Annotated in this window: 21 protein-coding genes; 13 read left to right on the forward strand and 8 right to left on the reverse strand. The window is 69.8% G+C overall.

Annotation, left to right across the window (positions count from 1 at the left end; translation table 11 throughout):
- Together AWX74_RS37035 and AWX74_RS37040 are read left to right on the forward strand one after the other, a co-directional pair.
- The coding region (locus AWX74_RS37035) for a LuxR C-terminal-related transcriptional regulator (protein WP_131799645.1) at positions 1-364 on the forward strand (364 nt) is incomplete at its 5' end.
- A gap of 320 nt (positions 365-684) precedes the next feature.
- Positions 685-2298 (forward strand): bifunctional aminoglycoside phosphotransferase/ATP-binding protein, encoded by a 1614-nt coding sequence (locus tag AWX74_RS37040; protein WP_091286541.1) that lies wholly within the window; start codon positions 685-687, stop codon positions 2296-2298.
- Positions 2299-2387: 89 nt separating this feature from the next.
- On the opposite strand, the gene AWX74_RS37045 is transcribed toward AWX74_RS37040, so the two are convergent.
- Positions 2388-3200 (reverse strand): SDR family NAD(P)-dependent oxidoreductase, encoded by an 813-nt coding sequence (locus tag AWX74_RS37045; RefSeq protein ID WP_091286544.1) that lies wholly within the window; start codon positions 3198-3200, stop codon positions 2388-2390.
- 637 nt (positions 3201-3837) lie between these two features.
- Here AWX74_RS37045 and AWX74_RS37050 point away from each other — a divergent pair.
- Both AWX74_RS37050 and AWX74_RS37055 read left to right on the forward strand, forming a co-directional pair.
- The gene (locus AWX74_RS37050; RefSeq protein WP_242666588.1) at positions 3838-4488 is read left to right on the forward strand and encodes a polysaccharide deacetylase family protein; all 651 of its coding nucleotides are present in this window, start codon (positions 3838-3840) and stop codon (positions 4486-4488) included.
- A gap of 166 nt (positions 4489-4654) precedes the next feature.
- Positions 4655-5053: a hypothetical protein gene (locus AWX74_RS37055; RefSeq protein ID WP_226931097.1), complete on the forward strand. Its 399-nt coding sequence runs from the start codon at positions 4655-4657 to the stop codon at positions 5051-5053.
- 29 nt (positions 5054-5082) lie between these two features.
- On the opposite strand, the gene AWX74_RS37060 is transcribed toward AWX74_RS37055, so the two are convergent.
- Complete coding sequence (locus AWX74_RS37060) at positions 5083-5505, reverse strand: DoxX family protein (RefSeq protein WP_165615953.1); 423 nt, start codon at positions 5503-5505, stop codon at positions 5083-5085.
- Positions 5506-5646: 141 nt separating this feature from the next.
- Between AWX74_RS37060 and AWX74_RS37065 the strand changes: the two genes are divergently transcribed.
- Complete coding sequence (locus tag AWX74_RS37065) at positions 5647-6744, forward strand: ImmA/IrrE family metallo-endopeptidase (RefSeq protein WP_091286550.1); 1098 nt, start codon at positions 5647-5649, stop codon at positions 6742-6744.
- Between the two features lie 102 nt (positions 6745-6846).
- Positions 6847-7392 (forward strand): PIN domain-containing protein, encoded by a 546-nt coding sequence (locus tag AWX74_RS37070; protein ID WP_091286554.1) that lies wholly within the window; start codon positions 6847-6849, stop codon positions 7390-7392.
- Positions 7393-7405: 13 nt separating this feature from the next.
- Here the strand turns inward: AWX74_RS37070 and AWX74_RS37075 are convergent, their stop codons facing one another.
- Positions 7406-8668, reverse strand: a complete 1263-nt coding sequence (locus AWX74_RS37075; protein WP_091286556.1) for a baeRF2 domain-containing protein — start codon at positions 8666-8668, stop codon at positions 7406-7408.
- A gap of 341 nt (positions 8669-9009) precedes the next feature.
- Between AWX74_RS37075 and AWX74_RS37085 the strand changes: the two genes are divergently transcribed.
- Entirely contained in the window at positions 9010-10428 is a 1419-nt protein-coding gene (locus AWX74_RS37085) for an amidase (protein WP_091286563.1), read from the forward strand.
- Between the two features lie 298 nt (positions 10429-10726).
- Here AWX74_RS37085 and AWX74_RS37090 read toward each other — a convergent pair whose 3' ends face one another.
- The 4 genes from AWX74_RS37090 to AWX74_RS37105 all read right to left on the reverse strand — a co-directional run bounded on the left by AWX74_RS37090 (position 10727) and on the right by AWX74_RS37105 (position 14218).
- Entirely contained in the window at positions 10727-11065 is a 339-nt protein-coding gene (locus AWX74_RS37090) for a hypothetical protein (RefSeq protein ID WP_091286566.1), read from the reverse strand.
- A gap of 409 nt (positions 11066-11474) precedes the next feature.
- Positions 11475-12665, reverse strand: a complete 1191-nt coding sequence (locus AWX74_RS37095) for a cytochrome P450 (protein WP_091286569.1) — start codon at positions 12663-12665, stop codon at positions 11475-11477.
- A gap of 42 nt (positions 12666-12707) precedes the next feature.
- The gene (locus tag AWX74_RS37100) at positions 12708-13478 is read right to left on the reverse strand and encodes an SDR family NAD(P)-dependent oxidoreductase (RefSeq protein ID WP_091286572.1); all 771 of its coding nucleotides are present in this window, start codon (positions 13476-13478) and stop codon (positions 12708-12710) included.
- A complete protein-coding gene (locus tag AWX74_RS37105; RefSeq protein ID WP_193209927.1) occupies positions 13475-14218 on the reverse strand; it encodes an SDR family NAD(P)-dependent oxidoreductase in 744 nt (247 codons plus the stop codon). The genes AWX74_RS37100 and AWX74_RS37105 overlap by 4 nt, the downstream gene beginning before the upstream one ends.
- 775 nt (positions 14219-14993) lie before the next feature.
- On the opposite strand from AWX74_RS37105, the gene AWX74_RS37115 reads away from it, so the two are divergent.
- On the forward strand, positions 14994-15521 hold the full coding sequence (locus tag AWX74_RS37115; protein WP_207550496.1) for a LamG domain-containing protein: 528 nt from the start codon (positions 14994-14996) through the stop codon (positions 15519-15521).
- A 64-nt stretch (positions 15522-15585) separates the two neighbouring features.
- A complete protein-coding gene (locus tag AWX74_RS37120) occupies positions 15586-16239 on the forward strand; it encodes a class I SAM-dependent DNA methyltransferase (RefSeq protein WP_091286580.1) in 654 nt (217 codons plus the stop codon).
- Between the two features lie 10 nt (positions 16240-16249).
- Here AWX74_RS37120 and AWX74_RS37125 read toward each other — a convergent pair whose 3' ends face one another.
- Positions 16250-17635, reverse strand: a complete 1386-nt coding sequence (locus tag AWX74_RS37125) for a GGDEF domain-containing protein (protein ID WP_226931098.1) — start codon at positions 17633-17635, stop codon at positions 16250-16252.
- Positions 17636-18387: 752 nt separating this feature from the next.
- On the opposite strand from AWX74_RS37125, the gene AWX74_RS37130 reads away from it, so the two are divergent.
- The 4 genes from AWX74_RS37130 to AWX74_RS37145 all read left to right on the forward strand — a co-directional run bounded on the left by AWX74_RS37130 (position 18388) and on the right by AWX74_RS37145 (position 21752).
- The gene (locus AWX74_RS37130) at positions 18388-19776 is read left to right on the forward strand and encodes an aromatic ring-hydroxylating oxygenase subunit alpha (protein WP_091286583.1); all 1389 of its coding nucleotides are present in this window, start codon (positions 18388-18390) and stop codon (positions 19774-19776) included.
- A gap of 73 nt (positions 19777-19849) precedes the next feature.
- Positions 19850-20326, forward strand: coding sequence for a hypothetical protein (locus tag AWX74_RS37135; RefSeq protein WP_193209762.1), 477 nt, complete (start codon positions 19850-19852; stop codon positions 20324-20326).
- Between the two features lie 48 nt (positions 20327-20374).
- Positions 20375-20989: a carboxymuconolactone decarboxylase family protein gene (locus tag AWX74_RS37140; protein ID WP_091286585.1), complete on the forward strand. Its 615-nt coding sequence runs from the start codon at positions 20375-20377 to the stop codon at positions 20987-20989.
- 121 nt (positions 20990-21110) lie between these two features.
- Positions 21111-21752 (forward strand): TetR/AcrR family transcriptional regulator, encoded by a 642-nt coding sequence (locus AWX74_RS37145; protein ID WP_242666589.1) that lies wholly within the window; start codon positions 21111-21113, stop codon positions 21750-21752.
- The last annotated feature ends 132 nt before the right edge of the window (positions 21753-21884 follow it).

Raw genomic sequence — 21884 nt, forward strand, 5'->3', positions numbered from 1 at the left:
GTTCTCCGCGATCATGGCTGGTGCGGCGGGGTATGTGCTGAAGGAGATCCGGGGCAACGATCTGGTGGGTGCGATCCGGACGGTGGCGTCGGGTCAGTCGTTGCTGGCTCCGTCGGTGACGCGTCGGGTGTTGGAGCGGCTGCGGGACGGGCCGCATGAGGATCCGGCGATGGCGACGCTGAACCAGCGGGAGCGGGAGATCCTGCAGCTGATCGCGGACGGGTTGACGAACCGGCAGATCGGCACCCGGCTGGGGCTGTCGGAGAAGACCGTGAAGAACTACGTGTCGAGCATTCTGGAGAAGCTGGGCCTGGCCAGCCGCACGCAGGCGGCGGTCTACCTGATGAAGCAGGCCGGCGAGTAGCCGATCCAGCACCACCCGCGTCACACGCAGCACCTGCGTCACCTGCGCCCCACCGCCTGGACGGCGGTGGGGCCCGCGCGGCGCCGGCGTTACCCGAACGTCCCGTCATCGTCGGGACCCAGGTCAGTCGGCTGGTACCCGCTCCGCCCCCTGACAGCCCGCCGCAACTGGGGAATCGTGTGCGGCGGAGAGAGTCGCACCAGGTCGGACGATCTCCACGGCCGGATATGCAGACCACCACCGGAACGCCCGCAGGAGAAGGCGGTCGCGTCCGATGGCCGTCGACTGGTCGTCGACGATTACTTGTCTGGAGACGTCGGATGCCCGCAGCGGGGAACTCTCTTTCGATCAATGCCACGCCTCCACCTGATGCTGTGGCCGACATTCCGTCCGGTTCGACGGCCGGGTGGGGCCAGGAAACGATTTCCGGCGAGCTTCGCCTCGGCGGCTGCGAAACCCTGGAGACACACACCTCGATTCTTTTCCTGACCGAGGACCGGGTCTACAAGGTGCGCAAGCCGGTTGATCTCGGGTTCGTGAGTTTCCGGAGCCGCCAGGCACGGCAGGCGGCCTGCGAGAACGAGGTGCGGCTCAACCGCCGGCTGGCGCCCGATGTGTACCTCGGGGTGGCCGACATCCGCGACGAGGCCGGGCAGATGCGCGACCACATGGTGGTGATGCGTCGGCTGCCCGCGGGCCGCTGCCTGGCCGAGCTGGTGCGCGGCGGTGCCGACGTCACCGGCGAGGTCCGTGCGATCGCGCGAGCGCTGGCCGCCTTCCACGAGCGATGCGAGACATCCCCGGAGATCAGTAGGGCGGGCGGCGTCGCGGAGCTCGAGGCGCTGTGGCTGGAGGCGATGGACGGCGTGGCGCCCTTCCGCGGCTCGATCCTCGATGCCCCGGTGGTCGACGAGATCGGCCGCCTGGCGCTGCGCTACCTCATCGGGCGGGTGCCGCTGCTGGTGGAGCGCCAGCGGGCCGGCCGGGTTCGCGACGGCCACGGCGACCTGCTCGCCGAGGACATCTACTGCCTCGACGACGGCCCGCGGGTGCTCGACTGCATCAACTTCGACCACCGGCTGCGCGTCGGGGACGTCCTCGCCGACGTCGCGTTCCTCGCGATGGACCTGGAACGGCTGGGCGCACCCGACGCGGCCCGGACGTTCCTCGACGCCTACCGGGAGTTCAGCGGCGAGACCCACCCGGCCTCGCTGGAGCACCTGTACATCGCCTACCGCGCGTTCGTCCGCACACGGATCGCCTGCATCCGCCACCATCAGGGCGAGCCGGGCGCCGCCGACGAGGCCCGCCGGCTGGCCGCCATCGCGCTGCGGCACCTGCGCCAGGCCAGGGTTCGGCTGGTCCTCGTCAGCGGCCTGCCCGGCACCGGCACATCGACCCTGGCCCGCAACCTCGCCGAGGGCGAGGGCGAGTGGGTGCTGCTGGCGCGGGAGGACCCGGCCGGCGCCCCGGGGCGAGGCGCTGCCGTGCAGCGGGCTGACGGCCCTGACAGCAGCGCTGCCGCGGACTGGAGCGCCGCTGCGGACTGGAGCGCCACTGCGGACAGGGGCGGGCCGGGGCTCGCCGAGCTCGTGGAACAGGCCCGGCGAGCGCTCGTCCGTGGGCAGAGCGTGGTGCTCGACGCTCCCTGGCCGTCGCGGGAGTCCCAGGACCTCGTCGCGGAGGCCGCGGACGAGACCGGCGCCGATCTGGTGCGGCTGCGGTGCGTGGCACCGCCGCGGGTGGCCGTCGCCCGGGTCGCCTCGCGCCAGGCCGTACAGGCCAGCGGGTCGGGAGCCGAGATGTCGCACGCGGACGTCGCCGCCTACCTGGAGGCCGCGACCCACTTCGACCTCTGGCCGGCCACCCACAACCTCGACACCACCGCCTCCATCAAGGAGACCGTCGAGGCCGCGCACCGCGTCATCGGCTGACCTACGTCCTCCCGTGGGTGGAAGTCATTGCGACGCAGGCCAGCGCAGGTGAAGATCACGGCGGGGCGCCACGAGGGCACCACGAACAGTCAGAAGTCGCTCCCGCCGTCGACGTTGATGTTCGCGCCCGTCATGTAGCTGTTCACCCGGGAGCCGGCGAAGGCGATGACCGGGCCGATCTCCGCGGGATCGCCCGCACGCGGCAGATGCGCCGGGTGACCGAAGTCGTCCCTGATGACGGTCATGGCGTCGGTCAGGCTCTCGGGGTCGATGCCCCGCTCGGCGGGCAGCCCACGCAGATAGCCCTTCATGCCCTCGGACAGGAAGGAGCCGGGCGAGACGGTGTTCACCAGGATCCCGTCCGGGGCCAGGGAGAGGGAGAGGTTCTTGCTGAAGCTGGTCAGCGCGGCCTTCGCCGCGGTGTAGGCGACGAGGTCCGGCGACTGGCGTCGCGTCGAATGCGCGGAGACGTTCACGATCCGGGCCCATTCGGCCGCCCGCAGCAGCGGCAGCGCCGCGCGAACGCACCGCACCGCGGAGAGCGTCCCGATGTCGAAGGTCGCCGCCCATTCGGCGTCGTCGAGATCATCGAACCGGCGGACGCCCACCTCCACCGGGCCGGCCGCGTTCACCAGCACGTTGAGCACTCCCCCGAAACGGCTGGCGACCTGTTCGAAAGCGGCTGTCACCGAGCCCGCGTCGGTCAGGTCGGTCGCGATGCCGACGGCGTCCGGCGCGCCAAGCGTGTTCAACTTCTCGACCGTCTCGTCCAGCGCCGCCCTGCCCCGGGCCAGCACCGCGACCCGCGACCCGTCGGCCGCGAACCGCTCGGCGGCGGCCCGACCCATCCCCTTCGATCCGCCGCTGACAACCACCGTCGCACCACCAAGGCCAAGATCCACCCTCGACTCCGTTCCCCAGAGCTCGATTCGACGGCCCGCTGCCCGACCGCCGACCAGGAGTGCTCTTCGAACGAAGGGCAGCGCGATCTGTATATAATATCCATCACACCTGGAGGGCAAGCCCTTCCCGCGTACACCCACCCATCCCGGAGCCGAGGCGACCTGCCGTCGGCAGCGCACACGATCGCGAACCGTGGTACCTCTGTTCTCAGCCGCACAGCCACCCGCGGCGGGGGAATCGGCCTGCCCTCACTGTTCCCACTCCAGCGGAGCAGGCCGTACACGGTGGTTACGGGGGGAACGGTTGTCTCTCAGTCGGCGTGCGCTGCTCACGGCGCCGGTACTCGCATTTCCCACGATCGCGGCGTGCGGCGTCCAACAACGTTCCGCGGACCCGCCGGCGCCTTTCCCCGCGGATCGGGCCCCTCGTTCAGGACCACCACGGCCCCCCGGCGCCGATCCTTCGATCATCACCGCGGAATCCGTCGGCACGGCACCACCAGCCGGGGCTTCGGCCGCCGGGGCACCGGCCGAAACGGCGCACCCGACAGCGAACTCGACGGCGTCCGCGACGCCGTCCCGCGCGGAGATCATCTCCCGATATCAGGGCGTACAGCCCACCGCCTGGGGTCTGGAGGTGGCCGGCGTCATCACGAGGCTGCCCACCCGTGACCGTGTGATCGCGCTGACCTTCGACGCCTGCGGTGGACCGCACGGCAGTGGCTACGACCAGGCCCTGATCGACTGTCTCCGCGAGAACGGAATTGCGGCGACGCTGTTTCTCAACTCCCGCTGGATCGACGCGAACCCACGGGTGTGCCGCGACCTCGCCGCCGAACCGCTGTTCGAGATCGCGAACCATGGCACCGTGCACCGTCCGCTTTCGGTCTCCGGCCGATCCGCGTACGGAATCTCGGGGACTCACAATGCCGGTGAGGTGTTCGACGAGATAGCCGTCAACCGCGACCGGATCCAGGCGCTCGTCGGGCGTCCGCCGCGGTTCTTCCGGGCGGGTACGGCACACTGCGACAACGTGGCGACGGCGATCGTGGCCGATCTCGGCGAGCACGTCGTCAACTTCGACGTGAACGGTGACGCCGGCGCGACGTTCAGCGCCGGCCAGGTCACCCGGGCCGTGCTGACAGCGCGGCCCGGGTCGATTGTCATCGCCCACCTGAACCACCCCGAGGGCGGCACCGCGCAGGGCTTCGCCAAGGCCCTGCCCCAGCCGGCCGCGGCCGGTTACCGCTTCGTCCGACTCTCGGACCAGATCCGCGCCGCCCAGTAAGGCCAACCGCACGCCGCCACCCGCCCGATCAGCGCCGCACGCCGGAAGGCGTGGTCGCACAGTGTCCCGTCCCCTTGGGACCGGGCATCACCGACCGTGTTCTGTCGGACCCGATCGGCATCCTGCCCGCTATGCCTTCCCCCGCCCATGAGACGCCGATCGAGCGATGTGCCATCTCGACGACACCGACGTGGACGCGATGTTCCCAGCTCTGCTGGCGGCGCTGCTCACGTTGGAACCCGACGCGAAGATCTTTTACCATAATGTGACGGTGGCCAGGCTGACCACGGCGGCCCGGGCCCGATGGGAGGACTTCCTGATGACCCCAGCAGTCGGAAAGCGCTACTACGACGACATGCTGAACGAGGTCGACGCCCGGGCCGAGGCACGAGGAGAGGCACGAGGGGAAGCACGGTCGGTGCTGCTGGTCCTGGAGAGCCGTGGTGTGCCGGTTCCTCCCGCACTTCGGGAGCGGATCCTGGGCACGGTCGACGCCAGTCAGCTCGACGTTTGGCTCCGCCGCGCAGCCACGGCAACCACCGTCGAGGACGTCGTCCGAGACTGACCTAGCTGACGCGAGGATCCGCCGCCAGGTCAGCCTTCCGCGTGCCCGGAGCGCGTGCGGCCGTTGGAGAGGACAGCCCGGATCATCGGGATCTGTAGCGGCATCCGGGCCCAGGCCACGGTGGCGAACGCGAGGTCGCGTGGCCGCCGGTCGTCTCCGCGTGCCTGTGCGGTCGCGTCGAGGGCCATCTGCAGGTTGCCCGGCCAGACCCCGAGAAGCAGCGCGGCGCTGGCCTTCCTGGCCCACGGTGCTCCCGCGAGCAGCCCGCCCGCGCAGACCAGCTCCGCCACGCCGCTCACATAGACGATCTCGCGGCGGCGCGGCAGCCACCGGGGGACGACCTGTTCGAACACCGCGGGCCGTACCAGGTGGACCGTGCCGCTGATCAGAAACGCGGCGGTCACACGCCCCGGACTCATCCGCGCGAGCTTCGTCAGTTTCACCGGACCCATGAAACTCGTCCAGCCACTCCGGGGCCACCGTCGTCCTCGAAGGCCGGTCGTCCTCGGGGGCATTGTCGGCCCGGAATGCCCGGCCGCCTCGCGCCCGACCGGACACCAAGCCTGTTGGGAAAATCCCAACAGGCGGGTAGCATGGCAGGCATGCGCAGCATCGGTAGCCGCGTGCTGGAGCACATCCGCGAGTCCTGTCCGACGGTCCCGCACCGGGTCATCGCGGCCCAGGTCGAGATGACCCCTGATGCCTTCTCCCGCGCCCTGAACGACAAACGGGCGTTCTCCTCGATCGAGCTGGCGCGCCTCGCCGACCATCTGGGGGCGGATGTTCACTGGTTGATCACCGGGGAGCCCGACCCGCACCGGCTTGTCGTGGCGGCACGTCACGACTTCGACCACCAGACGGGCCAGCGGGCCGTACCCGGGCGGGAGGCCGACGACGAGGTGCTGCAGAGCATCGCGCTGGCCTACCGCCAGGCCTACCCCGATCCGTGCCATCAGCCGGATCTTCCCGACAGCCCCGCCAAGATCGCGGTCGCGCTGGGCGAGGATTTCGTGCGCCCGTTCGCGGCCAGGCTGGAAGGCCACCTGGGGGTCGACGTCGTGCGGGTCACCGGGCTTTCCACCGCCTACTCGTTCACGATCGGCGGGCATCGGGTGATCGCGCTTCCCATCACCGGGAACTGGTTCCGGGACAACTGGTCCCTGGCCCACGAGCTCGGGCACCACGTGCTCGGCCATCACGACCAGGGCCTCTCCAACGCCGAGTGGGACGGGCATGAGGCCGCGGCGAACGCCTTCGCCGCGGACCTCCTCCTCCCGCGGGAGACGCTCGCCGCCGTCGACTGGGAGGCGGTGGGCGCAGGTGAACTGGCCGAGATGGTGTGGCGCTGCGGCGTGTCCACTGATGCCCTCGCGCGGCGGCTCAAAGCCGTGAACAGCTACGTTCCCGATCTCGTGCGGGAGTGGGCGGGGTACGCGACCCAGCGCCTGCTGCGCCGCCACTGGGTGAGCGAGTCGGGCGTCGACGAGATCACCCTGCGGATGGACGAGGCCACCCAGCGGCGAATTCCCCTCGCCCTGCAGCATGCGCATATCGAGGCGATCGCGGCGGGCCGGCTGGGGAAGGGAACGCTTGCGTGGCTACTGGGAGTCGATCCTGAGGCGCTCGAGGTCGACACCCCGAGCGTGCCCGAGGTCGACGTCGACGATCTCGCGGAGGCGCTGGGCCTCTGACCCCTGACGTCGTCCTCCGCGTGAACGCGGAGGATTCCAACTACCCGAAAGCTGGTTCGCGCCGTTGAGGTCCGCGGTTCATCGCATCCTCCGGGGATCTCGGTGACGGGGCTCCTCTTCCCCGACAACACCGTGCTGATCAATTTCGCGATCATCGGCCGTATGGACCTGCTGGAGAAACTGGCCAACGGCAGGGGCCGCTGGTGCGCGACGGTCGCCTCGGAATGCGACCGCTCCGCGCGGAAGGCCGGCCTCGACGAACTAGTCCGCGCACACGACATCTTCGGCCCGCCACTGTCACCGAGCCCGGCGGAGCTGGCGCAGGCGCGGCGTTTCCGGGCGGAGCTCGCAAGCCCCGGTGACCGTCCCTACCAGCATCTCGGCGAGGCCGAGACGGTCGCGATCATGCTGCGCCGTCGTCTGCAGGCCTTCTTCGTCACCGATGACCGCAGCGCCGCGCAGCTCGCCGCCCGCGAAGGCATCAAGGTCGTCACCACCTGGGACCTGCTGAAGATCGCGACCAGGCGGGCCGGCTGGATCGACGCCGACGACCTCTGGGGCTACGTGCAGATCCTCCGCACCCACCGGCGCGGCGGCCTCGCCCAGGTGAAGGACCGTCCCTCCTTCGACAAGTGGTTGGCCTCCTGAAGGGCGCCCTGCCTCAGTCCAGACCTGCCTGCAGGGAGTAACGGAGCAGGGCCCCCACACCGTCGGCCGGTGACTCGGGCGTGTCCGGTGGGATGGCATGGATGGAGGCGCCTGTTCCCAGCGCCGCCCGGACCAGCGCGTCCTCCCGCGCGGCCCGCACCGGCCGCCGCAGGCCGTCAGCGCCCGCCGGGTCGAGAGCGATCTCGGTGGCGTCGTCGCCGATCCACGCCGGTTCGTCCGCCGACGGGCTCTCGGCCAGCAGCAGTCGGCTCACCTGGCTGCGGCTCAGGGCGTAGGCGGTGGCCGCGGCCCCGTCGGAGGCCGCCAGCATCGGCCGGCCCGGCGATCCCGCCGGGGCGGGCCCGATCCCTGAAGGCCCACTGACGCCATAAGGCCCGCTGGCCCCTTCCGGCCCACCGAGGCCGGCCTGCACCCCGGAGCCGACGCCAGCGCCGACGAGGGTACGGGCGCGACCGCGGTACCGCTGGAACTCGGCCAGCAGCTCGGACCGGCGTCGCGCCACCTGCACGGCGAGAACCTCCGCGACCCGGGTCGCGAGGTGATCCGCTGAACCGTCCCGGGCCCGGCTGCCCTGGACGACCACCACCTTGGCCGCCACCTCGCAGGGCAGCTCGTCACGCAGCAGGCTCAGTGCCTTCGGATCGCCGGCGAGGATCACCACGTCCGCACCCGTCTCGCGGCAGGCGCGGGCGATCAGCTCCGCGTCGTCCTTCGCGCCGTGCTTCCAGTGCTCTTCGACGTGGCTCTCGTACCGCCGCTGCGCCCAGCCGCCGGCATGCGCCTTGTGCCACGGCGGACGGGTCGTGTCCTGCGAGATCGCCTCCGCCGGCAGCGGCCCACCGGCATAGGCGAGGACGTCCACCCCGAGCCGGTCGACGACGGCGACCACGTGGGGAAGCCGGGAATCCATCCAGTCCAGCACGGGCAGCAGGTGCGGCAGCCCGCCCACCGCGAGGACGTCGACGTCCGACCGCCCGGGCAGCCACTGCGTGAGGCACGTCCGCGCCTGCTTCCCCTCGCCTGACACGACGACCACCCGGGTACCGCCCTCACGCTGGTACCGGTCGCCCCGCTCCGCCATGAGCAGCTCGCGGACCTCCGGCCCGATACCGAGCCGTTCGAGTTCCGCGACGATGTCGCGCCACCGCAGGTCGTACAGGTGCGCCGCGTTCTCCAGGACGGGGTTGCTGCTCGCGTACGCGGTCACGTACCGGCCGGGTGAAGCATAGAGATCACGCACCGTGCCGATGTCCATGTGAACTCCTCCGTCCGCTCCCGGCAGCCGCCTGCCGGCATCTGACCCGGAGCGTCACAGGACCTGATCGGAGGTCCCGTCGTCGATCCACATCCGGGGCGCTGCCCCGAACGACGTCTCAGGGAAGGGCTGCCCTCCTGGCGAAACGCCAACCTCCCCGGCGGATCCAGGCGGCACGGAGGGTTGCCTGGCCCGCCTGGAAATCCGGTGGACGGCGGTCGGCTGGGGCGGCATGCTGCGCATCATGCGAGCCTGAGTCGCCATCCAGTCGATCATCTCGGCGGCCGGTGCCCGGACGGCACCAGCCGCGGGTTCCACCTGCCTTCACACAGGAATGACTGATGGAGACTCACGAATACGCATGCCATGACGGGGTCGGCCTGAGCGGGCTGATCCGCCGGGGCGAGGTCAGTGCCACCGAGGTCGAACAGGCCGCCCGCAACGCCCTGACGAGCGTGAACGAGAAGATCAACGGGCTGGCCGCCCCGCTGTTCGCCCCGGCTCTGGAGCACGGGGACGGCCCGTTCTCCGGGGTGCCGTTCCTCATCAAGGACATCGGCCCGATGGCCCGGGGCGTCCGCTTCTTCTGCGGCAGCCGCGCTCTTGGCCCGGGTGTGCCGGCCCAGGAGGACCACGAGCTCATGTCGCGTTTCCGGGCGGCGGGGCTGGTCACGATGGGCCTGACGACCGCGCCGGAGCTGGGTCTCAACTTCGCCACCGAAGCGGTCCGTTACGGGCCGACCCGCAATCCCTGGGACCTCGACCGCGGGGCCGGCGGCTCCAGCGGCGGCGCCGCGGCCCTCGTGGCGGCCGGCGCCGTCGCGCTTGCCCACGGCAACGACGGAGCGGGCTCACTGCGCGTTCCCGCGTCGTGCTGCGGGCTGGTCGGGCTGAAGCCGAGCCGCGGACGCACCCCTGTCGGCGCCGACACCGGGATGGGCCTGCTCGGGATGCTCAGCGAGTTCGCCCTGACCAGGACCGTCCGCGACGCCGCCTGGTTGTTGGACGCCGTCGCCGGTCCGGAGCCGGGTGATCCGTTCGCCGTCGCGGCGCCCACCCGCCGCTACGCCGAGGAGGTCAACGCGGATCCGGGTCGACTCCGGGTGGCCGTCACCACCCGCGCCTGGTCCGGGGGTGTGGTGGACGGTGAGGTCGCACAGGTGGCCGTGCGGGCCGCCGAGTGCCTGGCCGGGCTCGGCCATCACGTTGACGTCGCCAGCCCGGCCGTCGACTGGGAGAGCGTGGTCAGCGCCGTGGCGGCGGAGGCGACGGCTGCCGCGGCGCCTTTCCTGCTGGCGCCGCGGCAGCCGCCGGCCGAGCGGCTGGAGGCGGTCTCCCGAGTGATGATCGCCGCCGCTCGGGAGCGCCGTGCCGTCGATCTGGTGGCCGGGCTGAACGCGGCCGGGCGGGTCAGCCGGACGGTCGCCGGGTTCTTCGCGGACACCGACCTGCTGGTCACGCCCACCCTGGCGCAGCCGCCAGCTCCGCACGGCACCCTGAACTACGACGAGGACGGGTACACCGTCGAGAGCTGGCTGCGGCGGCTGTTCGACCACGGTCCCTTCACCGCGGTGTTCAACATCACGGGCCAGCCCGCGATCAGCCTTCCACTCGGCGAGAGCACCGGCGGGCTGCCGATCGGGGTGCAGGTGGTCGCCGCGCACGGCCGCGAGGATCTGCTGCTGCGGGTCGCCGGGCAGCTCGAGCGGGCGTTGCCCTGGGCTCAGCGCACACCGGCGGTGCACGCCGGCCGCATCTGAGGCGCCGGCACCACCGGATCCTTCGTGCCGAGTGCCCCTGACTTCGCAGCTCCGGCGCAGCGCAGGCCATGGACCCGGCGAAGTCGACGGCTTCGCCCGGGTCCTGCTATGCAACGCCGAGACCCGCCAGGTCGTCGTCTTCACCCACGACGACCGTCTGGCCGACGCCGTACGCCGGTTCAGCCCACGCTTCCCGGGAGCCAAATCCACCGGGAACGCCTGCGTCTCCGTCCCCAGCGATCGGGTGCAGGGCGGAAGCTGGATCGCAGAGGACGGCACGCCTACCGGACAGTCATGCTCATGCGTCAGCGAGAATCTGCATCCCGTCGAACTTGATCGTCTCGACTGTCGGCCATTCCGGCGTACCGACGCCGGCGGCGTGCAGCGCCGCACGGATCCAGCACAGCGCGTCCGTCGCCGCCTGGAGCTGATCATTGTCGGGCCGACTGACACCAAGATCGACGTCGACTTCAAGCCGCTCGCCGCTGATGACCGAGTAACCAACCGAGCAGAAGTCGTGCCCGCCGGTGCCCTCGAGCGCGTGCATCTCCTCGATAAGGCGGTCGCCCAGCGCGCTCGCGTCCTGGCCTGGATGCGGGTGGGCGAGGGTCAGCGTCGCGTGCATCTCAACCTTCATGCCCTACTCCTCCTGCCAGCACGGTTGGCGGCGAAACCAGTGCTCCACGTTCGCCAACGTGCGCGTCCCTGACGGTGTGAGCGGGACCGATCTCGCATGATGCCCGCACGGGCACAGCGCGCGGTAGTACCCCTTGGACCTAGTTACCCGCCAGCCGGCCCGCTCCACCGCATGAAGCAGGTCTTCCCATTCCTTACGAGGATGCCTTGGACGATCCCCCACACGCGCAGCCTTTCGGGCAGTGACGGCGAAAGCACACCGACCGCACCCCCTGCCAGCGAAGCCGAGACACGGGATGATCGCGATCAGGATGATCGTAAAGCTGTGGAGCCGACCGACCTTCGTATGATCCGTGGTCTGACGAGTGACGAGAGCAGCGGCAGGAGCCGGTGCGCTGGGCGGTACAGGGTCAGCCGATGAGCGCGGGCATGCTGTCCCAGCCGCGCACCGTGGTGGTGGGTTTCCGGGTCGCGTTCGCCAGGTCGACGTCCCATTCGGGGAAGCGGTTGAGCACCTCGTCGAGGGCGATGCGGCCCTCCATCCGGGCAAGGGCGGCGCCGAGGCAGAAATGGGTGCCGTGGCCGAAGGTCAGGTGCTGGCTGATCCGGCGGTGGATGTCGAAGCGGTCGGGGTCGGTGAACTGCCGTTCGTCCCGGTTGGCGGACGACAGCATGAGCAGCAGGGCGCTGCCCGCCGGCACCGTCTGCCCGTGGTACTCGACGTCCTCGGTGACGTACCGCGCGACGTGCGGACCGGGCGGTTCGAAGCGGAGCAGCTCCTCGATGGCGTTCGGGATGAGTGAACGGTCGGCGGCGAGCTGCGCCCGCTGGTCGGGGTGCTCGGCGAGGACCTTGCCGAGCCAGCCGAACAGGTTGCCGGTGGTCTCGACGCCGGCTCCGGCGATGACCGCGAGGAAGATCAGGATCTCTTCCTTGGTCAGCCGCCGGGTCGTGCCCGAGACGTCCTCGAACTCGACGCTCAGCAGCTCGGTGATGAGATCGTCGGACGGGTTCTTCTCCCGCCAGGCCACGTAGTCGGCGTAGAACTCACCGTCGAAGTACCTGTCCCTGGTCACCTTCAGCGGTTTGCCGCGCTCGTTGCGCAGACCGCGCTGCGCGTGGTCCCGCACCGTGGGCTGTTCCGCGTCGGGAATTCCTACGAGCATGCCGATGGCGCGCATCGGCAGCTCGTCACCGAGGTCGATGACGAAGTCGAAACGGTCGGCTCCCTCGAAGGGCTCCAGGCAGGCACTGCAGAAAGCCCGGATCTTGTCCTCCAGGGCCTTCATCTTCTTTGGGGTGAAGGCGCGGGACACCAGGACACGGTGCACGGTGTGCAGCGGCGGGTCCTCGTTGATGAACACTCCGGGTGGCATGACCGGATCGGCCTTGATGACCTCGAGAATGTCGCCCTTCGCCGAGCTGAGGCGCTTCAGGTCCTTCAGGGCGGCGCTGACATCAGCGAAACGGCTCAGCCCCCAGAAGTCGAGCTTCTCGTTGTAGTAGAGCGGCGACTCGTCCCGCAGGCGGCAGTAGACCGGGTACGGATCAACGTCGATGCCGATGTCGTATGGATCGTAATAGAGATCGCCTTGGCTCACGGGCCCTCCTCGAACCGAGATTTACAGGCGTATAGCACGGGGTCAGATCCCGGCCGGGCCCGGGCCGCCGTGGACGTAGAGGGTCTGGCCGGAGCAGAAGCTGGCGGCGTCGGAGGCGAAGAACAGCACCGCGCTGCCGATCTCGTCGGGTTCCCCCAACCGCCCGGAACCGTTCATCAGGCCGATCGCGTCCGGGTCGAGGCCGTAGCGGGCGGCGTCGTCGGTCAGCGTGGCGGCCCGGACGGCCCCGACGGCGATCGCGTTGACCCGGATGCCCTTGCCCGTCCAGGCGGCGGCCATCGACCGGGTGAGGCTGTTGACCCCGGCCTTCGCCGCACCGTAGGGCGCGGCCTGCGGCATCCCGAGCAGGCTGGCACCCGAGGAGATGTTCACGATCGCGCCCCCACCCTGGCTCAGCATGGGCTCCGAGGCAGCCCGGGAGAGGAACCACACGCTGCCGAGGTTGAGCGCCAGCACCTGGTGCCACTCGTCCTCCGTCCACCGCCGCAGCGACTTCGTCTCGGCGCCGCCGGCGCAGTTGACGAGGATGTCGAGCCGGCCGAGCTCGGCCAGGGTGGTGTCGACGAGCTGCTGGCACTGCTGCGCGCTGGTCACGTCGGTCGGTAACGCGAGCGCGCGTCGGCCCAGCGCCTCGACCTCCTTGGCGGTGGATTCCAGCGGCTCCGCCCGCCGCCCGGCGAGAACGACATCCGCGCCGTACTCGGCGAGCGCCAGCGCCGCACCCCGGCCGATCCCGGTCCCCCCGCCGGTGATGACGGCGACCCGCCCGTCGAGCGCGAAACGGTCCCTCATGTGAGCGCCCCTCCGTTGACGGCGATGACCTGGCCGGTGAGATAGCCGGCCTCGTCGGTGCACAGGAACGCGCAGACCGCGGCGATGTCGTCACCGGTACCCAGCCGGCCGGCCGGGACCATCCGCGCCAGCGTCTCGGCCCTGGGCAGGTGTTTCGACGCCTGCATGGACCGCAGCATCGGCGTGTCGGCGGTGAACGGCGGAATCGTGTTCACCGTGATCCCGCTGGCGGCGTATTCCAGCGCCAACGTCTTGGTCAGCGCGATGACGCCGCCCTTGGACGCGGCATAGTGCGCCTGGCGGGCGACTCCCGTCTGGCCCGCCGCCGAGGAGATCGTGACGATGCGGCCCCAGCCGGCCGCCGTCATGTCGGTGATCGCCGCCTGGGCGCAGTGAAAGGTGCCCGTCAGGTTGACGTCCAGCGCCCGCGACCAGACCTCGTACGTCAGCTCCTCGAACGGCACGAACCCCGAGACGCCGGCGCTGGTGACGAGGATCCCGACCGGCCCGAGCTCGGCCCGGACCACCTCGAACGCCTTGTCCACCGACGCCCGGTCGGCGACATCCACCCCTACGGCGACCGCCCGGCTGCCCCCTGACCGCAGCCGGGCGGCCGCCCGCTCCGCGGCGTCGGAGTCCAGGTCGAGCACGCCCACCGCGCTGCCCTGGCGAGCCAGATGCGCGCAGATCGACAGACCCAGCCCCGACGCACCACCGGTCACCACAGCGACCCGGCTCAACCTGCTCAACCCGCGCCTCCTCGCCACTCGCCCACGGCCCGCAAAACGCCCCACACGGGCAGCATCCTGTACGAACGTATGGCGCGATGCTATACGATCGTAAAAAGTTGTCCAGAGGTCGGTCTCGGAGGACCGGAGGCCGCCGCTGAGATCGCATGCTGACGGGTGAGCCCGGGCGGCCCGGTCAACTCGGAAGATCCGAGCATCTCGGTCGCTCTGGAGCGCGTGGCAGAAATCCCGAGCTGCGAGCTGCCGATGGCTGCCGATGGCGAGCAAAACTTGAGGATTTCGGCGGCGAGCACGACCAGAATCCGCAGATCTTGACCGGCAGCAACGGCTACCGGTCGCGGGCGGCCTCGACTGGCGCGGGTCGCTGCGGGCTCGTCGCGCGGCGGTAGGGCACGGTGGGCTACGTGAGCGCCCCAGCCGAGCCGGAGCAAAGCGCCGGAAACGTGCGATCCCCTGAGCGCACGCGGTCCCCCAAGGGCATGGTGCGGATCCCGGGCGGGACGTTCCTCATGGGGTCGCAGGAGTTCTATGCCGAGGAGCGGCCCACGCCGAGGTCGACCGCTCCGAGATCACCGACTTCGCCGAGCATGAACCCTGGCGGCTGGCCGAGCTGATCGGCCTGTGGTTCTACGAGGCCGGCGCCAACCATGCGTTCCCCCTCGACGACCGCTCCCCGCTGGAGGTCCTGGCCACCCCGCGCCCCGCGCTGACCCCGGCCCGTGACCGGTACGTCTACCGGCCCGGCGGCTCCGAGGTCCCCGAGTCCGTGGCGGTCAACATCCGCAACCGCTCGTACGCCATCGGCGCGCTCGTCGACCTGCCCGCCGGCCCGGAGGCGTCCGGTGTGCTGTTCGCCCACGGCGGTCGCTTCGGCGGTCACGCGCTCTACATCAAGGACGGCCGGCTGACGTACGTGTACAACTTCCTCGGCAGCGAGGAGCAGCGAATCATCGCCACCGAGGCCCTGCCGACCGGCGAGAAGATCATTCTCGCGGCCTCCTTCGACAAGGACGGGGAGGCATCCCCCGGGGTCGCCACCGGCATTCTCAGCCTCCACCACGGCGACCGGAAGGTCGGCGAGGGGCGCATCAGGACCCAGCCCGGCAGGTTCACCCTCGCCGGCGAGGGCCTCAACGTCGGCCGGGACGGCGCCGACGCCGTCGCCTCCGACTACCGCGGGCAGGCCCCCTTCGCCTTCACCGGCGGAACCCTGCACCGGGTGGCCGTCGACGTCAGCGGTGAGCCGTATGTCGACCTCGAACGCGAGGCCGAGGCCATGCTCGCCCGCGAGTAGGCGACCGCACCGGGACAACGCACCACGAGCACGCACCGGGAGAACGCACCGGGAGAATCCAGCCATGGCTGAATCCGCCCCGGGCTATCTGGCGACCGTCGCGGCGGCGTATGACGGTGTGGCCGAGGTGTACGCGGAGCTTTTCGCCGACTTGCTCGACCGCCAGCCGCTGGAGCGTGCGCTGCTGTCCGCGTTCGCCGACCTCGTCCGCCCCCTGCCCGGCCCGGTCGCGGACCTCGGCTGCGGTCCGGGCCACGTGACGGCCCACCTGCACGGGCTGGGGCTGGACGTGTTCGGCGTGGACCTGTCGCCGGAGATGGTCGCCCTGGCTCGGAGCACGCATCCGGGGCTGCGGTTCGACGTGGGCACGATGACCGCGCTGAACCTGCCGGACCGCACACTCGGCGGTGCCCTCTGCCGTTACTCGCTCATCCACACCCCGCCCGCCGACCTTCCCGCCGCCCTCGCGGAGGTGCACCGCGTGCTGGCGCCCGGCGGCCACCTGCTGCTCGGCTTCCTGGCCACCGACGAGCCCGGCGCCGAGGTGCACGCCTACGACCACCGGGTGACCGGCGCCTTCCGCTGGCCACCCGGCCGGCTCGCGGAGCTGGCGACACAGGCCGGGCTGGTCGAGGTCGCGCAGCTGATCCGAACACCGACAGACGGCGAACGAGGCCGGCAGGCACAGCTGCTGGCCCGCCGCCCGCTGGGGACATAGGCGGCGAAGCTCAACTCCTCATGCCCTCCTCGTACAGGAGGTAGCGCCCCCGGCCCTGCCGCTTGGCGGCATACATCGCGATGTCGGCCGCATTGAGCAGTTCCTCGGGGTCAAGGAGCCCCGGGCCGGACAGCGCGACGCCGACGCTGGCGGCGACCGTCGGCCTGCCGCCGCGCCTGGCCAGCGCAAGCGCATCGACGACACGACCGGCGATCGTCTCAACCGCACCAACCGTCGCGATCTCCTCGCAGAGCACCGCGAACTCGTCACCGGCGAACCGCGCCACGACATCGGCGGGCCGGACGGTTCGCCGCAGCCGGCCTGCGACCTCACGGAGCAGATCGTCACCCGCGCGATGGCCCAGCGTGTCGTTCACTGCCTTGAAGCCGTCGAGATCGACGAACAGGACAGCCACCCGACCGCTTCTCCGCCGGGAGCGGAGAAGCGCCCTGCCAAGATTCCGCAGGAACGAGGTCCGGTTCGGCAGCCCGGTGAGAGCGTCGTGCAGCGAGCTGCGCCGCGCCGAGGCCGCCCGGGTGCGCTCGGCCTCACGCGAACGCGCCAGCATCAGACCAAGCGAGATCTGGCCGGCGATCGCCTCGACGAAATCCCGGTAGTCCTGATCCAGCGCAAGCAGGTCGCTGACCCCGATGACGAGGAGGCCGGCGGGCGTGGCAGTGGCCGCCGGGCGGTTCCTCAACGCCACCACCAACGCGGTTGCCGGCGCGGGAGAACCGCCGGCCAACTGGACGGACTCCCACTCCGGAACCCGCGAGACAACCCGCCCGCCCGCCAGCGACGTCGCCTCCACCACCTCAGGCAGGACGCCACTGCGGTCGAGCACCGCGAGCGCATTCCGGGTCGCCCGTCGCTCTCCCAGTCCTGATGCCGCGACCGCCAGCGGCGCCGACAAGGACGGAAGCCTGTCCCAGAGCACCACGATGCTGTACGGAATATCCTCCGGATATTTTTCCAGAACTGCGGGGGTGCGGGTGCACACGGAGCGCTGCGTCCGCAACCGCGTCAGGGTGGCGGTGAGCTCCCGCTGACAGGCCAGACGCCTGGAATGGATCAGTTCTCGGGTCGTCTCCTGATACGTCGACAGGACTCCGGCTATACGCGCACCATCGGAAATTTCCCTTATGGGACTGAACGAAAAGGTGAAGTACGCCTCCTCCAGGTAGCCGTGCCGCCGAATCAGGAGGCGTTTGTTCGCCGACCACGTCGCCCCGCCCCCGGACATCACCTGGGCCGACAGAGGGTACAACTCGTCCCAGACCTCCGGCCAGACCTGCCGGAGCGGCATGCCCATAGCAGCCGGATGCTTGTCGCCGAGATTAGGTATACACGGGTCGTTGTAAATGTATGCGAGCTCCGATCCCCACATGACGATCATCGGGAACCGGGACTCCAGGCAGATGCACACCGCTGTCCGCAGGCTCGGGCTCCAGTCCCGAGGCGGGCCCAGTGTCGTGGCGGACCAGTCCTTGGCCGCCAGTACGCGGCCTGCCGCTCCAGATGCCGCAAACAGTGACTCCGGGTTCATGTCACGCCCGCGTCCCAAGGCCCGGGACGAGACTGACCGACCCGTACCCCCAGCACCGCGGGCGCTCATGGACCGCGGCGCATCCGCGCGTGTCCTGGACCGTGCCGTCACCGACCCCCATCCACCATCGCCCGACGCCCACCGGCCGCATGACACGTCATCTGGCCGACGGTCCGACGCCCCCCTGGTGGCACGGTGAACGCCCGTTGTCCGCAGCAACACCACATGTGTCCCCGGCACCGAGCCACACAAGCAATCAGGACGTCCGTCACCTCCCGTCCGGGTCGCCGCACAGGGACACCGCGGCGTTCGCGATGTCCTCGGGGCAGCCGGCACGGCGGAAGCGTGGGTCGCGAGCGCGGCGGTGATCGCGAGCCCGAGGCCTGACGCTCCGCCTGTCACGACTGCGGTGGCCCCCTTGAACGGCATGCGCGTCCGTCCTCGCTGATGGTGAGGGTGGCTTGACAGTGCCCGAGCATGGCGCTCATGATGCCGTTAATCGATCGATTGATTTTTTCTTCCTTTCGGCGATCATCACGCGACCTTCCGTAACACGGAAACCCTTCGACCCTGTTTCGCCCTGCTCGAGGAGGCCTGGACTGATGACGATCGAGGCGACGCGGCCGACCCGGCCGACCCGGCCCGGGGAGTGGCTCGACGACCCGGCGACAGGGCTGTCGGGTCTACGCTCCGCGCCGGCTGACTTCCAGTGGAAGATCCCCACCGAGCGTTACACCTCGCCGGAGATCGCATTACAGGAACGCAAACTGGTCTGGGAGAAGACCTGGCAGGTCGTCGGCCGCGCCGACGAGCTCGCGAAAGCCGGTGACTGGAAGACCTACCAGCTCTTCGACCAGTCCTTCATCGTGGTGCGCGGCCGCGACGACGTGATCCGCGGCTTCGTGAACGCCTGCCGCCACCGCGGCAACCTGCTGTGCGCGGAGCGCTCCGGCACCTCACGCCAGTTCCTCTGCCAGTACCACCTGTGGTCCTACGACCTGGAGGGCAACTGCCGGGGCATCCTGCGTGAAAACCTCGCGGGTGTCGACAGGGCCGACGTCTCGCTGCTTCCCGTTCCAGTGGAGACGTTCGGCGGTTTCATCTTCCTGAATCCCGACCCGGAGGCGAAGCCACTCGCCGAGTACCTCGGCCCGGAGGTCGTCGAGCTGCTCCAGCCCTACAAGATGGACCAGTTCATCACCGTCATGGACGTCGAGGAACCCCTCGAATGCAACTGGAAGGTCGTCATGGACGCCTTCGGGGAGGGCTACCACATCTGGGGCGTCCACCCACAGCTCCTGAACGTGATTTTCCCAGATCCGGAGACGGGTCGTTACCGGTTCCTCGGCGACCACAGCGTCGCGACGACACCGTTCGACGTTCCCAGGGGCGCGCAGTTCGGCCCGGAGGAGCAGGTCGCCGGAATCCGCAAGCTCCCCGAGACCTTCCCCGCGATTCCGCTGATGCTGCCTCGTTTCGAGGAGCTCGTCGCCGAATACCGCGGCACCGGCGACATCCTCGTCTTCCCGGACGGCGTCACCGCGCGCACGCTGCTGCAGCGGGCCACGCGCGACACGCTCACGGGAATGGGCCTGGACGTCAGTGAGCTGACGGACAACCAGATGACCGACAACCAGGGCTGGGTGCTGTTCCCGAACTTCTTCATGACGGTCCGCGCGGGCGAGTGCCACATCGTCGTGCCGTCCCCGCACCCCTCCGGTGACCCGAACCGGTGCATCTGGCACGTCGCCAGCTACATGTACCTGCCGGCGGAGCTCGCCGAGGTGGCGAAGGTGGAGCCGACAGTCGTCAAGGAGCCAGGCAGCCACACCTATTTCGAAGCGCTGCAGCAGGATTACGAGCAGATGCAGCGCCAGCAGGCCGGCCTGCGCAACAGCCGCCTGGAGTTCGAGACGATCACCCGGGAGGAGATGGTCGTCGCGGCCTTCCACCACGTGCTCGACCGCTACCTGGGCGGTGCCGCGTCCTGACCGGCCGGCCCCGCCACCGGGCGGGTCCGCAGTACCTCACTCTCGTCCTCGCCCTCACCCTGGGAGCATCGCCATGGCGCTCGCGCTGCACGACCTCGACGAGGTCATCGGCGACCACACCGGCCTCGCCCGGGCCGCGCTGGAATACACCCGACTGATGAAGAGACTGGTCGACACGGGCAAGGAGCCCGGTTTCTCGGCCGAGTGCTGGGCGCCTGTCGCCGAGCTGGTCGCGGTTGACACCTTCGAACGAATCGGCCCGTTCAAGGAGGTCATGAACTGGGCGGAATATGCCGCGTTCCTCACCCAGTGGGCGCAGGCCTCCGAATGGGAATGCTCGTTCAGGCGGGTCACCGAAACCGGCTCACTGGTGCTGCTCGAGCTGGAGGAACGCAGCACGACCGGCGGTTTCAGCAGCACTGTGAACTCCGCGACGACCTACGAGTACGACGCCGACGGCAAGGTGATCCATCTCGCCGTGTATCTGCAGATGCAGCTGCCGGCCCCGGAGACACTCGCGAGCTACGAGGGAATCAAGATCACACAGTGACGCGCATAGCCAGGTCTTTCACAGCCCTCCCAGGAAGGGATCGCCCATATGGCCCGCGTCGAACCGCTGCGGCCTCGCCAGTTCCCGCCGGAGATGGGCGCCGCCCTGGCCGCCATGATCCCGACGGAACCGCGTTATCCCGTACCGAGCGCCGACGGGAAACCCAGGGTGCTCGGCATGCTGGGAACGTTCGCGCATCATCCCGCGCTCGCCCGGGCGTTCTTTACCTTCAACGGCCAGGTGCTGCTCGCGACGACGCTCACTCCTCGACAGCGTGAGCTCCTCGTCCTGCGCGTCGCAGCCGCGCGCGGCTGCGACTATCTGTGGGCGGAACATCTCCACCTCGCGCACGAGGCAGGGCTCACCACCGAGGAGACAGGACACATCGCAGCGGACGCCGGACGCATCACGGCCGGCATCACGGCCAGAGCGGACGGCTCCACCGAAACACCCTTCACCCCGTTTGAGACCGCGTTCCTGACCGCCGCCGACGAGATCATCGCCGATGGACAGCTGACGGACGCCACCTGGGCGGCACTCTCCACCGAGCTCGACACCCGGCAGATGCTCGACCTCATCTTCACCGTCGGCGCCTACGAGACGGTGTCGGCCATGCTGCGAACCTTCGGGATCGGAACCAACGATCCCCCTGACCCGTCATGAGCACCTCACGACCTGCCATGCGCCACCGCGGTGCGTTACTCCCCCGCGGGCACGACGGCGAGGCACTTCGCCCGACGTCCGCATGCGAGACTGGAGGAGACGACAACCAGGAGATTCATCCGTGGCGAGCACTCCGTCGCTGTTGGGCAGGCCGGTCGGCTCCCGGGGCGATCAGACGAGACAGCGCATTCTTGAAGCGACGCTGCACTGTGTCGCCGAGGTCGGCTATGCGCGCGCCACCATCCGCGAGATCGCCCGGGCGGCGGGCATGACCAGCGGCAGCCTCTACCACTACTTCCCGAACAAGGCCGAGCTGGTCAAAGAGACCTTTCGTGACGTCGCCCGGCAGACCTCCCCTCGGTTCACGGCCGCGGTGGAGTCCGTCGACGGTGTCCTCGACAAGCTCATGGCCGTCCTGGACGAGGTCGCCCGAATGATCCGCGACAACCCGGACGTGGTCCCCTTCGACCGCGCGATCCGGGTGGAAAGCGCCGCGGACCTGCACCTGGCCGAGGAAAGCGACACCATCGTCGCAGCCGTCCGTACGGTCGTCGCCGAGATCCTGCGCGAGGCCGACGCGCAGGGAATCCTCGGGAGCCAGGTCGACATCCAGGCCGCCACGAATGCCATCGACGTGCTGCTCATGGGCCTTTACGACCATGCACTGACCGCACCGGCCAACACTTTTCACACCACCGTTCACGCCCTTAAGCTGCTTATTCGGGGCATGTTCTTCGACCAGGCCCGGATAGCGAGCCTCTGAGGTTGTTCTGACGGCACGCGACGCGCGGTGCACGCATATTTTCTGGTGCTGCGGCGATGCGTATCGACCTCCCGACGCGTCCTGCCATGTTTATGTCGCCGGTTCCCTGCGCCGGAGAATTTCTCGCGCGCG

Origin of the sequence: Parafrankia irregularis, from assembly GCF_001536285.1 — a bacterium.
In the GTDB taxonomy this organism is placed as follows: Bacteria; Actinomycetota; Actinomycetes; order Frankiales; family Frankiaceae; genus Parafrankia; species Parafrankia irregularis.

Coding starts and splice junctions, on each gene's coding strand:
- AWX74_RS37140 (WP_091286585.1), top strand. CDS start 20,375: ATGGCCCGCGTCGAACCGCTGCGGCCTCGCCAGTTCCCGCCGGAGATG.
- AWX74_RS37065 (WP_091286550.1), top strand. CDS start 5,647: ATGGCAGGCATGCGCAGCATCGGTAGCCGCGTGCTGGAGCACATCCGC.
- AWX74_RS37130 (WP_091286583.1), top strand. CDS start 18,388: ATGACGATCGAGGCGACGCGGCCGACCCGGCCGACCCGGCCCGGGGAG.
- AWX74_RS37090 (WP_091286566.1), bottom strand. CDS start 11,065: ATGAAGGTTGAGATGCACGCGACGCTGACCCTCGCCCACCCGCATCCA.
- AWX74_RS37120 (WP_091286580.1), top strand. CDS start 15,586: ATGGCTGAATCCGCCCCGGGCTATCTGGCGACCGTCGCGGCGGCGTAT.
- AWX74_RS37100 (WP_091286572.1), bottom strand. CDS start 13,478: ATGAGGGACCGTTTCGCGCTCGACGGGCGGGTCGCCGTCATCACCGGC.
- AWX74_RS37075 (WP_091286556.1), bottom strand. CDS start 8,668: ATGGACATCGGCACGGTGCGTGATCTCTATGCTTCACCCGGCCGGTAC.
- AWX74_RS37040 (WP_091286541.1), top strand. CDS start 685: ATGCCCGCAGCGGGGAACTCTCTTTCGATCAATGCCACGCCTCCACCT.
- AWX74_RS37125 (WP_226931098.1), bottom strand. CDS start 17,635: ATGATCGTCATGTGGGGATCGGAGCTCGCATACATTTACAACGACCCG.
- AWX74_RS37055 (WP_226931097.1), top strand. CDS start 4,655: ATGTGCCATCTCGACGACACCGACGTGGACGCGATGTTCCCAGCTCTG.
- AWX74_RS37085 (WP_091286563.1), top strand. CDS start 9,010: ATGGAGACTCACGAATACGCATGCCATGACGGGGTCGGCCTGAGCGGG.
- AWX74_RS37060 (WP_165615953.1), bottom strand. CDS start 5,505: ATGGGTCCGGTGAAACTGACGAAGCTCGCGCGGATGAGTCCGGGGCGT.
- AWX74_RS37135 (WP_193209762.1), top strand. CDS start 19,850: ATGGCGCTCGCGCTGCACGACCTCGACGAGGTCATCGGCGACCACACC.